Annotated in this window: 8 protein-coding genes; 1 reads left to right on the top strand and 7 read right to left on the bottom strand. The window is 49.6% G+C overall.

Going from position 1 to position 12913, the window contains the following annotated elements:
• Nucleotides 1-179 precede the first annotated feature (179 nt).
• Genes AC559G_RS21820 through AC559G_RS21850 form a run of 7 tightly spaced genes read right to left on the bottom strand, consistent with a single transcriptional unit; the run spans nt 180 to nt 10859 of the window.
• Entirely contained in the window at nt 180-488 is a 309-nt protein-coding gene (locus AC559G_RS21820; protein WP_498914655.1) for a hypothetical protein, read from the bottom strand.
• A 24-nt stretch (nt 489-512) separates the two neighbouring features.
• The gene (locus tag AC559G_RS21825; RefSeq protein WP_498914657.1) at nt 513-1877 is read right to left on the bottom strand and encodes an McrC family protein; all 1365 of its coding nucleotides are present in this window, start codon (nt 1875-1877) and stop codon (nt 513-515) included.
• The gene (locus AC559G_RS21830; protein ID WP_498914658.1) at nt 1874-2797 is read right to left on the bottom strand and encodes an AAA family ATPase; all 924 of its coding nucleotides are present in this window, start codon (nt 2795-2797) and stop codon (nt 1874-1876) included. The genes AC559G_RS21825 and AC559G_RS21830 overlap by 4 nt, the downstream gene beginning before the upstream one ends.
• Nucleotides 2772-3857 (bottom strand): DUF8426 domain-containing protein, encoded by a 1086-nt coding sequence (locus AC559G_RS21835; RefSeq protein WP_498914659.1) that lies wholly within the window; start codon nt 3855-3857, stop codon nt 2772-2774. The genes AC559G_RS21830 and AC559G_RS21835 overlap by 26 nt, the downstream gene beginning before the upstream one ends.
• Nucleotides 3858-3886: 29 nt before the next feature.
• A complete protein-coding gene (locus tag AC559G_RS21840; RefSeq protein ID WP_498914661.1) occupies nt 3887-7135 on the bottom strand; it encodes a type I restriction endonuclease subunit R in 3249 nt (1082 codons plus the stop codon).
• Entirely contained in the window at nt 7132-8499 is a 1368-nt protein-coding gene (locus AC559G_RS21845; protein WP_498914662.1) for a restriction endonuclease subunit S, read from the bottom strand. Before AC559G_RS21845 ends, AC559G_RS21840 begins: the two co-directional genes overlap by 4 nt.
• Complete coding sequence (locus tag AC559G_RS21850; protein WP_498914663.1) at nt 8499-10859, bottom strand: type I restriction-modification system subunit M; 2361 nt, start codon at nt 10857-10859, stop codon at nt 8499-8501. Before AC559G_RS21850 ends, AC559G_RS21845 begins: the two co-directional genes overlap by 1 nt.
• 235 nt (nt 10860-11094) lie before the next feature.
• Here AC559G_RS21850 and yjjJ point away from each other — a divergent pair, with 235 nt between their 5' ends.
• Nucleotides 11095-12399: a type II toxin-antitoxin system HipA family toxin YjjJ gene (gene yjjJ, locus AC559G_RS21855; RefSeq protein ID WP_498914868.1), complete on the top strand. Its 1305-nt coding sequence runs from the start codon at nt 11095-11097 to the stop codon at nt 12397-12399.
• The last annotated feature ends 514 nt before the right edge of the window (nt 12400-12913 follow it).

Consider the following 12913-nt stretch of genomic DNA (forward strand, 5'->3'; position numbering starts at 1 on the left):
ACTATATCGTTGGGTATTACAGTGCACTCAGGCCACACGAATATAACGGTGGGTTACCACCAAACGAATCGGAAAACCGATACTGGAAAAACTCTAAAGCGGTGGCCAGTTTTAGTTGACCACTTCAGTTCAGGTTACGAGAAAATTCTACTTATGAACACACCCGTTTTTCGGGGGGATTACCGTACGACGGATGCATCAGTAAAATTCTGCTTAGTAGTATATTCCATCGCTGCCAGCAAATAGGAGGCTTTGAAAGTCACATCCTGATAATCCTTGGGCAACAAACTCTCATTCTCTTCAAACCGTTCAATAAATGCTGCGACTTCTTTGGGAGTGATAAGGCTAATATTATCTTTTCCGTTTCGAACAAACAGCTTTTGCTCTTCAGCATACAGAGTAAAAGGCAACTTCCTCGCCCCTGTAAACAACTCAACTGGTTGGTAAAAACACTCCAACATTAAATGATAGAAATCTTTATAAACCATGATTACTGCTCCCTTACCGCTTTATCATTCAAGAAATGCATGATGCAGTTGATTATCCGGTTGATCATTATGAGCCGTTATAGCCTCATTACTAGGGAAACAGTGGAAAGAAACTTGCCATTCACCTTTCACTAATCCACCAGATTCAAGATCAAAGGGCACACACCAAAGAGATAAATGTTCATCAAAACGGAATACCGGCAGCGGAGTATCAAAGTACTGATGACGTGGATAAATCAGCATCATATTCCCTTTCCCTTGCAGATACTTTTGCCCATAGGCGAACATCTGATACAGATCATTCTGGCTGATTTCATATTTTCTCAGACTATCATCAGCCCGGCTGTCTAATAGCTTCCATTTGGCATCCAGCACTATCACCTGCTCACCTGTGATAAGAAAGTCAGGTTTAAGCATGAACCATTGTTGGGATGTCCTTTCGCCAGTTGGCACATGCTTTAACAAATAATGACGTTTTGCCTGTTTAGTGAACTGATAATCGCGATGCAAAGCTAAAGCCAAACAACTTCCCACCCAGCATTCATATAATTTTTCCATCGGGAACAGCAGAGAAATCCCCTGATGCGGCCCATACTGAAAATCTGGATTCAGTTTTTCCAGAATAAGTTGGCACCATGGCTTAATGGCACGATAGCCATAGAGATATTTACCGTCGCTCCACTGCCCCATTGGCTGCGTTGCACTACCATAAATCGGCGCTATGTCGTCCAGTTGATGGCTAAGTATATTCGCCTGCCGCCAACTTTGACCCTCTTTAGTCATTTTAAGCACCCAATCCAGCGCCGTACGTAGCAGACGGTTTTCGATACGCTGGGGGGAAAACTCCGCATAGCGTACATGAAAATGAGCACCGCTACCCGGCGGCTGTCTCATTTGTGCCGTTACATTCAATTGACCACGGATAAAAGCGCTGTGTTCGTCTTCAACAAGATGATAGTCGAAACGTAACCCTTTGCGCACCAAGTCGGTAAGATGCCGCAAAAACTCGCTGATAATCCACTCATGTAAAGGCTGGTTGCTTCGTTGTAATGCAGCCTGATTAGCCTCTCGGGGTGTGATCCCCAAAGAGGCGCTGAGCATTCGCCGTAAAAGCACACGCAGAGATTCTGGCTCTACTGGGGCTTCAACCGTGGTTTTTGGCAGGATTTCGATGGACTCGCCATTCGGAGATTGTAGATAACCGACATAGCTCCCCAGGCGCAAAAACTGCTTCCCTTCACGGCTGAGTATTTGAGCGCTGCCACCCCACTTCTGTTGCAATTGCTCAAGCCAGGAAAAGGTTGCCTCAGAGACAATCCCCAAATCCATACTGGCTGGTTGAGAAGTATCACAGGTTAACAAAGCATATTCCCGAACCTGAATCATCATGCGACGATACCCTGATAAGCTTCCGCCGACACAAATGCACGTTCATTGATGCGAAAACGCCTGTCAGATAAACTGCCTGCAATATCTTTCGGGAATAGTTCAGAAAATGACGGTAATTGCGCTGCCCGTTGTAACAGGATAAAACGGTTTTCTTTAGCTTTCACAGAATCATTAAGCACCCAACCCATGCGTTCATAGTCATCAAAGAAATACTCTCGCAGCAATGGAATGATTTTTCCTTGAAATATGCTAGCAAGACAAGCCTCGCGCTCAGCGTTGCCTTCTATATTTTTTAAAGGCATAAAGTAAGCGTGGCCAATCATATGCTCACTATCCAGCAGCGCTTCAATACGTTGATTAATACGTGTTAATAACTGTTCGACGTCGACTCCAAATGCGCTAATCCCAGCCAGCAAATCCGGCCGCGCAGGCATTTCTGTAAAGCTAAAACGCCGTCTTAACGCCAGGTCCATTTGAATGAGCGATTTATCAGCAGTATTCATCGTTCCAATGATAAAAACATTTTTCGGTACTAAAAATGTTTGTTTCGAATAGGGAAGCATCAGCGATCGTTCATCGTCTGCCCCTTGCCGTTTGTCTGGCTCCAGAAGCGTAATCAGCTCACCAAAGATCCGGGCAATATTGCCGCGATTGATTTCGTCTACAATCAGAACATGTGGAAGATCCTGACTATCGGCATCGTCAACAGGGGCTAACAGTTGAGTCAATTTTTCACGATCAATCGTTGTATCCTGCAGCTCATACAGTGTCATCTGAGATAACGACTTAGTGAAGATTTGCTCTTTAGGAAGGCTTGGGGTGTATGTTCTTAACCATTTAACCGAACGCATTTGATGATAATATTTACGCTCATCATTAGGTAAGTAACTATACTTACCCCGTAATTTCAGCAATCGCACGAAACTTATGATTCCCATCAGATACAATAATTACATCGCCGTTCTTAATGATATTTTTAAACGTATTCACGGCAGTACCCATATAATTACTGGTGCCTTCCGATGATTTTTGCTCTGATACTATTCGTGCTTTAACTGATTTATAGGTTGAGCAATTACTGAAATCAATATCCTCTCCCCAACCTAACAGGACATAATTGTTCGCCAGACACTCCTCATAAACATCCCCTTCTCCCTCCATGGTATTTCCCAAAGACATTTTCCAGATACGTCGCCCTTCGAGGGAGATAGGTTGCGTTGCACTCCCCTGAACCTTTACCCTGGCATTCAGGCACAGCTGTTTAAAAATACCATCGACAACTTCGTAGCGAAGCGTACCCGAGCTTTCATCAGTGGTAGCGCGGATCCCTTCAATAAAGTCTTCATAAGAGAAGCTCTGGTGGAAAGTAGTAAACATAATGCGCTGCTTTTCTACCAACTTCTGATAGCGCTCTTTCACCCGCTCCCGTAGGTCACTGCCATGATGTTCCTGCGTCGCTTGTTGATACCACGCATTATCCGCAATTCTGACCGCCATTTCGGTGGTAGCGTAGGTTTTACCTGTGCCTGGTGGGCCAAAGAGGATCTGGTTTAAAGGAAATATCATGGGCTGTTCCTTATTTTCGTTATCTTGCGTCATGTCGGAAAAGGCTGCTGACGACCGAGCGCCGCACAGTAATGTCACTAGTTTTTGCAGAGCCTCAGGCGATTCAACATCGGCCGCAAAACCATATTGCGACATCCCATTGTCTTTCGGGTAACGGCGGTAACTGGTGCTTTTTACTTTTTCCCAAAGGCAGTGAATCCCAGCAATACGATCGACTTCCGCCCGTAAGGCAAGGGTTTCTGGCGCAAGAACCAATGGGCTTTTACTAACAACGCCATCCTGCTTACGTTTGACATACAGATACTTTCCGTTGCCAAGCGCATGCTCGGAGGCATAGCTTGGCTCGAATTTTCCAGCCTCAAGCCGGTAACCCAATTCATTCAACGCCTGGTATATCTCCAGAGAATTCAGCATTTCCTACACCACTCCTTGATGAAAAAGTGTTAAGCCCCTTTCAACATATCAAACACCACACGGGCAAAGCCTTTCGCCAGTTCAGGATTAGAGAGATACTGCATCATCATATCCTGCTGGGCGTCGTTGCTGTCCATGACGGCATCATCAATGGCTTTCGGGAAATCGCCCAGCATCGCCTGTTCGCGCGTATTGTTCGCAATCTGGGTCATCACCGCCTGGTTTTCTGACAGCTTGTCGCGCACCGCGAAGGCGTAATTGATCATGTCTTTATCGGTCAGATTATCGGTAACGAACAGCTCATTAAGACGGGACAGGATGTTTGACAGAAACTCTTCTTTCTTGTCCTTCGGCTTCGCCGTTCCGACATCATTACCCGGTTTGATTTTGTAATCTTCTGCATCCTCTTGCAGCTTCAGATGCTGCTCGTGGAGCTTCGACAGGCGATAATGGCTCATCTCCACGTTGCTTAAATCAATCTCATCGTCTTCGATGTGCTGCTCATGCAGCAACGGACGCAGGTGGCGGGCAAACAGGCTCAGCTTTTCCAGGTTCTTGTCGTCGTAATCGACGATTTGCGACATAAACTCGTAAAAGCGGACAAAGCTGCCGAGATCTTTCTTGAAGATATCCAGCTTACTTTTTTCTTTCTCGCACTCTTTGAAGTTGTTTTCCGCATTAGTGATCAGCACAACATCGCCGGTTTTCTTGGTGCGTTCAAACATCTCTTTAGCCAGCACGTAAGCATCAATCGCCGAGGTGTACCGATGCTTCCAGCGCTCCACCGCAGGTTTGCAAATATTGCTAATGGCGGCGTTGGATTTGTTTTTGCTGAAGAACGCCTCGCAGAACTGCTCCACTTCGTTCCACAGGAAAATGCCGCTGGTCCGCAGCTTTTCATAAAGCTCAAAAACAAGCTGTGGATCGCTGACATCCGTCAGTTCGGCTGTCTGGTAGTACGGCTGAAAAGCCCCCAAAATTTCATCGGGTTCGTTGTAGAAATCGAGCACAAACGTGCCGGACTGTGCCTTCCCCGGATAGGTACGGTTCAGGCGTGACAACGTCTGTACGCACTCCACGCCGCCCAGTTTTTTATCCACATACATGGCGCACAGCTTGGGCTGGTCAAAACCGGTCTGGAATTTGTTGGCCACCAGCATCACCTGGTAGTCGTCGGTATCAAACGCTTTACGCATATCCCGGCCTTTCAGGCCAGGGTTCATGTTGATTTCGGTAAACTTCTGATTAAGCAGCGCAAGGCTGTTGTAGTCATCTTCATGGAATTCAACTTCCCCGGAGAACGCCACCATTGCGCTTATCTTGTCGTACTTTTGCTCGGCGATGTATTTATCAAACGCCAGCTTGTAGCGCACCGCCGCCTTACGCGAACTGGTCACTACCATCGCTTTCGCCTGGCCGGCCAGTAAGTGCATCACATGCTTGCGGAAGTGCTCAACAATCACCTTCACTTTCTGCGATACGTTATGATCGTGCAGCGAGACCCACTGGTTCAGTTTGATTTTCGCTTTTTTGCTGTCCACTTCCCGGTCAGGGTCGTTCAGCTTTTGCAGCAGCTTGTACGCCACTTTATAGTTGGTGTAGTTCTTCAGCACATCAAGAATAAAGCCCTCTTCGATGGCCTGCCGCATGGAGTAAACGTGGAACGCCTCCGGCTTGTTGGTTTTTGACGCCGGTTCCAGCGGATTAGGACGACGGCCAAACAGCTCCAGGGTTTTGGCTTTCGGCGTGGCGGTGAAGGCGTAATAGTTGAGATTGTTGCTGCCTTTACGCGCGGCGACGGTGGCATCCAGAATATCTTCGGAAGACATCTCCACATCGTCATCCGTCTCTTCGGTCATCAGCACTTCTTTCAGCTGACGCGCCGTAGAACCGCTCTGCGAGGAGTGCGCTTCATCGGCAATCACCGCATATTTACGCTGCTTGAGGCTGACGCTGTTTTCAATCGCCTTCAGGACAAACGGAAAAGTCTGGATGGTGACGATGATAATCGGCTGCGAGTTTTCCAGCGCGCTCGCCAGCTTCTCCGATTTAGAGCCGTCGCCCTCTTTATTATTGATACGCCCGACCACGCCGTCCTGATGTTCAAACTGATAGATGGTGTCCTGCAACTGATCGTCCAGCACGGTGCGGTCCGTCACCACAATCACCGAGTGGAACTGCTTCTCGCCATTTTCATCGTACAGGCGGGAAAGCTGATGGGCCGTCCAGGCGATAGAGTTCGATTTGCCCGACCCGGCGCTGTGCTGAATCAGGTATTTATTGCCGGTCCCTTCTGCTGTTGCGGCGGTGATCAGTTTATTCACTACGTCCCACTGGTGATAGCGCGGGAAAATCAGGCTCTCGCTTTTGTACTTCAGGCCAATAGCGTTTTCTTTTTCGACGATTTGCAGATGCACAAAACTGGCGAGAATTTTCAGCAGATTGTCCGGCAGCAGCACCTCATTCCACAGGTAGCTGGTGGCGTAGTCGTTGGCATCTTCCGGGATATCATTCCCCGCGCCGCCGTCATGGGTGCCTTTGTTAAACGGCAGGAAGATGGTTTTATCGCCCTCGAGTTTGGTCGCCATAAACACTTCGTACTGGCTGACAGCAAAGTGCACCAGCGCACCGCGTTTAAAAGTCAGCAGCGGTTCAGGCTTATTGGTGCCGGGGTCCTTCGGCAAACGCGTTTTCTTATATTGCGTGATGGCGTTTTGCACCGTCTGCTTAAATTCAGACTTCAGCTCCAGCGTTGCCACCGGCAGGCCATTGACGAACAGCACTAGGTCGATACGCCATTTTTTGGTTTTTATGCCCGACTCTTCAAACACATCTTTCGAGGCGTGCGGGCTGTAAACCAGCTCCGGCACAATGCGGCAGATATTCTGCTGATAGCACGCAAGGGTTTCCGGGTTGAGGTTATGCTCCGGTTTGAACTGGCACAGGGAAAAACGGGCGTTATGGCTTTTGATGCCATGACGCAGTACGCCGAGGGTGCCGTAGGTGCGCGACAGCATGTCGGTGGCGTTGATATCCGCTTTTTTAAGCTGCGCCACCAGCGCATCGAGGAAATGACGCTCGGTATCGGTAGGGTAAATTTTGGCAAACTTCTCCCACTCCTGCGGCTGGGTGGTTTGCACAAAGGTCAGCGCATCCTGCGAGTACAGCGCACGTTCGCGATCGTAGCCGTCCGTTTTGCCACGAACCCAGCCTCGATCGATCATCTGCGCGATGATTTCATCCTGGAAAATCAACTCTTTGGTGCTGTCCATGCTCATGCGGTGGCCTCCTGTGGCTCCTCAACGCCCTGCGTGTCGGGGGCAACCCAATCGCGGACGTCGATTTTTCCGGTGACGGCGGCGGAGATCAGGGCGGTGCGGCGTTCTTGGAGGAGACGGATACCTTTTAACGCATTTTCTTCCAATGTCTCAAAGCGTTTCATTTGATCTGAAACGCTCTTAATTATCGAATGCTGCTCATCAATAGGGGGAACCGGGATCAAGCCATTGGCAAGATACTCATGCTCAATACTTTCTACTGTAGCACCTTCTTTTGTCCATTCTAACAACAAAGAATTGACGTTTCCGTTGATAAAATACGCAGCATAATGAGCTTTCATTCTTTCATTGAATTTTAACGCTTTCATATCCTGATTCATCGTAACTTTTACGATATTTATAGCCACAGGAATATTTCGTTGAAGAATTCCAGAACGAACGACCATGAGCAATGAACCTTCTTCAACATAGTTTGTTGAAGATTCACTTACTGCTTTTGGTGTAACATGATCTTGAGTTTCTGAAATCCAAAAAGACTTCATATCTTTTGGCGAAACCCATGGAACAGTCCCCCCTTGCCAATAAGATAAGTTATCTTTTGTAGGAGTGCCCCCCCCACTAAAATTGCATAAGTATTTAAGTGGTACGAGTTCCCAATGTTCCGGCACTTCCCCCAACCACTCAACACCAGAATCTTTCATCGGCACATCAGGGTTTAGCCCTTTGGTGACGGCATGGCTAATCACCGCCTGTCGTTTTTCTTTCAGCAGTTCAATCAGTTGCTGTTGCTTCTCGATCAGGTTATCGATTTTTGCGGTTTCGTGATCTAGGAAGCTGTATATTTTTTCCTGCTCAACCTTGCCAGGAAGCAGAAGTTCAATATTTCTAAACTCATCAGGATCTAAATCCCACTGATTTACTCGTATGCCTTTGGAACGACTCAAATATTGGGTGACATAGATGGGGTTACGAAGCAGATAATGCACATATTTTGGATGCGCTAACTCAAAAAGAGAGTTATTGGGTTGGTAAACAAAGTACGCAGGACTAACTATTCCTTCATACTCTGAAATTGCGATTGATCCCTGCCAGGCTTTCATTTTATTCATGACCAAATCATTTGGTTGAACCAACTGATAAGGGGATAAATCTTCTGAGGGCTTATTATTGTTATCATCCCTGCTAGATTTTGGTATGACACCATAGTCCCGGTATACAGAGAGCAATTCTTTCTCTGTATATCCGGTTCGCTTAATTCGGGAAAACAACCTGGATATAGATATGGTTTTCCAGTGACCCGGAATATCTCCCAACCACTCAACCCCAGAATCCCTATACTCCGGATACGCCTTATACTTAGCCATCAGGAATGTACCTCCTGCAGCAGCTTCATAATTTCGGCGCTGACAGCATCCAGATCAGCATCAATTTCTTCTAACGGGCGCGGTGGCTGATAGACATAGAAATGACGGTTAAACGGGATCTCATAACCAACAATCCCCACTTCACCATCTTTCACATCGCGCTTATCGGCGTTGATCCACGCGTCATTCACATGTGGCAGCACTTCCGCTTTGAAGTAGTTTTCAATCAGATCGCTGGTGGACACTGCCGGGTTCAACGGCACGTTCTCGTTATCGCGCAGCTCGCCGTCCTGTTCAAACTCAACAACCTTGCCCTTGTATTCAAACGCGCCATAGAGCGGCTGGGCAGTTTCTTTCAGCACCTTCTTCACCACCGGTTCGGCATCCGGGTTTTTGGTGGTGATGGCGTCGACAAACTGCTTGTTTTCTTTGGCGTCCAGCTTCACGCCAGCGGTTTTGATGGCCCCTTTCAGGGTCAGCAGGAACTGGTTGAAGTCATTGCTCACCCGCGTTTTACCACCCGCCTGCGTACCCAGAGCCGTCTGAATCTGCTGCGCTTTTTCCATCAACCCGCGCTGCGCCAGCCACAGCTTGCTGTCGAGCAGGTCTTTAATCTGTTTCTCTTTCAGCTCGGCAAACTCGGCTTTGATGATGGCGCGGGCTTCGGCTTCCAGCCCGGAGAAGTCACCGTAGTTTTCCTCCTGCCATTGGGATGCGAACTCGTCATACAGGCGTTCCATCGGCGCATTAAACGGCTTCGGCGCAAAGCGCAGGCTGGCAACAGCTTCATCCGTCAACTGGGCGGACAACCGCAGCGGGCGCTCAATGGTCAGGCGGCGATAGCCAAAGTCGGTGCTGTTAAAGATTTTGCTGGCGAAGGTTTTCGGTACTTCGGTTTTAGCGGTGGCAGGCTGACGGCCACGGTTAGATTTTTGCTCGGCAGCCTTTTCCAGACCCAGTTCTTCCAGGGTTGTGGCATCCACCGCTTCAAAATCACCGAAGGTCTGGGTGATCAGCTTGATATCGTCCTCGCCCATCAGGTTACGCTTCGAACCCAGCGATTTACGCATTTTGCCGCACAGGTTGGTGCCATCAATCAGTTGCACTTTGCCTTTACGCACAGCGGCTTTCTTGTTGGAGAGGATCCAAACGTAGGTGGCAATGCCGGTGTTGTAGAACATGTCCGTTGGCAGCGCGACGATGCCTTCCAGCAGGTCGGCCTCGAGGATATAGCGACGGATTTCGCTCTCACCGCTGCCCGCCCCGCCGGTAAACAGTGGCGAGCCGTTAAGGATAATCCCGATACGCCCGCCGTTGCTCACGGTGCCATCCACGTTGTGGTTGTCGCGCATTTTGCTGATCAGGTGCATCAGGAACAGCAGCGAGCCGTCGGAAACACGCGGCAGGCCCGGGCCAAAGCGGCCGTTAAAGCCTTTCTGCGTGTGTTCGTCGTTAATCTCACCTTCAATCTTTTTCCAATCCACGCCAAACGGCGGGTTAGAGAGCATGTAGTCGAACTGATCCAACGGCAACTGGTCGTTCGAGAGGGTGTTACCCAGCTTAATACGGCTGACGTCCTGACCTTTGATCAGCATATCGGCTTTACAGATAGCGTAGGATTCCGGGTTCAGCTCCTGACCAAAGGCGCGCATCACCGCATTTGGGTTTTGCTTATAAACGTATTCCATGCCCGAAGAGAGAAAGCCGCCGGTCCCGGCCGTCGGGTCGTAAATGGTACGAATGATGCCGTCTTTGGAAAGCGCATCATCATCATCCCTGAATACCAGTGACGTCGTTAAATCCACAATATCGCGTGGGGTAAAGTGCTCACCGGCGGTCTCGTTGGAGCTTTCCGCGAAACGACGAATCAGCTCTTCAAACACCAGGCCCATTTCATAGTTGGAAATCGCTTTCGGGCTTAGGTCGGTAGTGGCAAATTTCTTCACCACTTTAAACAGCAGGTTAGCGTCTTCCAGCAGGCCGACGAACTCACTGAATTTGAAGTGCTCGAAGATTTCCCGCGCGTCCGGTGAGAACGACTGGACGTAATTCTCCAGGTTGGCTTTGATGTCGTTCTGCCCCATCTTGCCCAGATCCATCTTCGAGGTGTTGAAGAAGGAAAGCCCGCTGGCGCGCAGCAGAAACTTCTCTTTGGCATCTTCAGGCAGTGGGCTGGTTTTTAATTCATCATATTTCGCCACCACCGCGTCTTTGGTCTCCGCCAACACACACTCAAGACGACGCAAAAGCGTAAAGGGAAGGATCACGCGCCCGTACTGAGACTGTTTGAAATCACCGCGCAGCAAGTCAGCCACCGACCAGATAAACGCAGCCGTTTGAGAGAAGTTAGTGTTAGTCATGAAGCCCTCGGAAGAGATCGCCGCCATAGTGCAAATGTGCACAGGCAAAAATTCAATTTTAGAATGCAGTACGCAAAATAATACCCGCAAGCAGGGCTATCGCAAACGATACAGGGCAAAGAAATGAACCGTGGGTTGAATGATCGCCTGATCTGCGCCCTCCCGCGGGTGACTGGCTACAATTCAACTGATAGAGTATGTATTCACCTATCTATTCATTAAGTGATTCAACATGATGCCTACTCGCTCCGACACGATACGCCAGTTGCTCAGCCAGGGGCCGATGCCAACCAGGCAACTCATTGAAATATTAAATATTAGTCAGCCAACGATGTCCCGTGCATTGAAGGTTCTTGGCGATGACGTCGTTCGAATCGGGGCGGGTCCATCTATTCAATACGCCTTACGTGATACCTATCGCGGATTCAGGTCTGCACCTATTTACCGCATCACCGATGAAGGGCGTATTACGTCTCTTGGCGAGCTCATTCCGGTTCGTCCGAACGGATTTGTCATGATGCAGACCGACAACGTGAGTCTCTATAGCGACGGGCTGCCGTGGTGGCTGTTTGACATGCGGCCACAGGGGTATCTCGGGCGAGCCTACGCATCGACGTATGCGGCCGAGCTAGGCCTGCCGGCAAATCCAGATGAATGGGCAGACGCAGACGTGGTTAGGGCGTTGCTCACACAGGGTCATGATGCTATCGGCAACCTACTGATAGGGGAGCAGGCACGAGAGCGTTTCCTGGCGATGCCGGAACCTACCCCAGTTGAGCGCGCCACAACGTACCCCGCGCTGGCGCTGGCGGCTGGTGCCGGTGAGGCGCCAGGATCATCGGCAGGAGGTGAACAGCCGAAATTCTGCACCTATACAGAACGTGGTCATGTGTTAGTGAAATTCTCGGCCCCGGACGATAACCCGGTTAGCGAACGCTGGCGCGACCTTCTGCAGGCCGAACACCTGGCGCTGAGGGTGCTTGGTGTAGAAACAGAGGTATTTGATTTTGGTGGCCAGCGATTCCTTGAGGTGCCCCGCTTCGATCGCGTTGGCCAACTGGGGCGTATCGGCGTCTTCTCGCTGCGGGCGCTTGATGCAGAGTTTGTCGGCAATGCCAGAGCCTCCTGGCCTGTTCTGGTCAAGAACCTTGTCACGCAAAGGCATGTCCAGCCAGAGGCCGCCGCCGGCAGCGCTCGGCTTTGGGCATTCGGAGCGCTGATCGGCAATACCGACATGCACCACGGTAACCTGTCGTTCATCAGTCGCCACGGTCGCCCATATCACCTCGCGCCGGCCTACGACATTCTGCCTATGGGGTTTGCTCCCAGAACGGGTGGCGCAATCGTAAACGAGCTTCGGCCGGCGTCACTGCCGGACGTGATCAGCGGGGATACCTGGCGGGAAGCGCTAAACTTGGCTGAGAACTTCTTTGCGATAGCCAGCGGTTGCGACCGCTTCTCCGCCAGGTTCGCCCCATGCCTTGAGGCATTACATCGCCACCTTGACGAGGCCAGATCGCGCATCGCCCGCCTGGAATAAAAGACATATTCAGCTTTACGTATTCTCACATTTTTCAGACTTATCACCTGCAACTTGAAGTATGAAAGGTATATCAGTCCATTGATGAGCAAGTGGTGAGATTGCGGTTCAACCCACCACCGCTGTCTTACTCACAACCAAATACCCCAAATGAGGTATTCCCGTATTCGAGCGTATCTTGATACACTCGCTATTGCGTTACTATATAACATAACAAAATCATCTCCTCCGTCGATGCCTATCGCAGGCCGGGCGAGATAACGGCTACCCAAACCCAATGTTGCCAGGGACCGAGGCCCAGGCAAGTAGTACGCTGCACGATAGAGTACGCGTAGACATCAGCGCAGCCAGGCAGAGCCTAAAAACAGCAACATTTATCTGGCGCGGAAATGAGGAAAATAAGCCATATAAATAAACGGGTTAATTACGCCCACGAAAAAACATTTATGGTATTTATGACTGAAAAAAAACGGTGAGCGAATTCCAGAATTCGCCCCAGCAGGGTAATATTTTC

Origin of the sequence: Gibbsiella greigii, assembly GCF_039540155.1 — a bacterium.
GTDB lineage: Bacteria > Pseudomonadota > Gammaproteobacteria > Enterobacterales > Enterobacteriaceae > Gibbsiella > Gibbsiella quercinecans.

Bases quoted from the DNA above. Each gene is read 5' to 3' on its own strand.
- AC559G_RS21820 (WP_498914655.1), bottom strand. From the start codon at position 488: ATGGTTTATAAAGATTTCTATCATTTAATGTTGGAGTGTTTTTACCAA.
- AC559G_RS21825 (WP_498914657.1), bottom strand. From the start codon at position 1,877: ATGATGATTCAGGTTCGGGAATATGCTTTGTTAACCTGTGATACTTCT.
- AC559G_RS21835 (WP_498914659.1), bottom strand. From the start codon at position 3,857: ATGCTGAATTCTCTGGAGATATACCAGGCGTTGAATGAATTGGGTTAC.
- AC559G_RS21840 (WP_498914661.1), bottom strand. From the start codon at position 7,135: ATGAGCATGGACAGCACCAAAGAGTTGATTTTCCAGGATGAAATCATC.
- AC559G_RS21845 (WP_498914662.1), bottom strand. From the start codon at position 8,499: ATGGCTAAGTATAAGGCGTATCCGGAGTATAGGGATTCTGGGGTTGAG.
- AC559G_RS21850 (WP_498914663.1), bottom strand. From the start codon at position 10,859: ATGACTAACACTAACTTCTCTCAAACGGCTGCGTTTATCTGGTCGGTG.
- yjjJ (WP_498914868.1), top strand. From the start codon at position 11,095: ATGCCTACTCGCTCCGACACGATACGCCAGTTGCTCAGCCAGGGGCCG.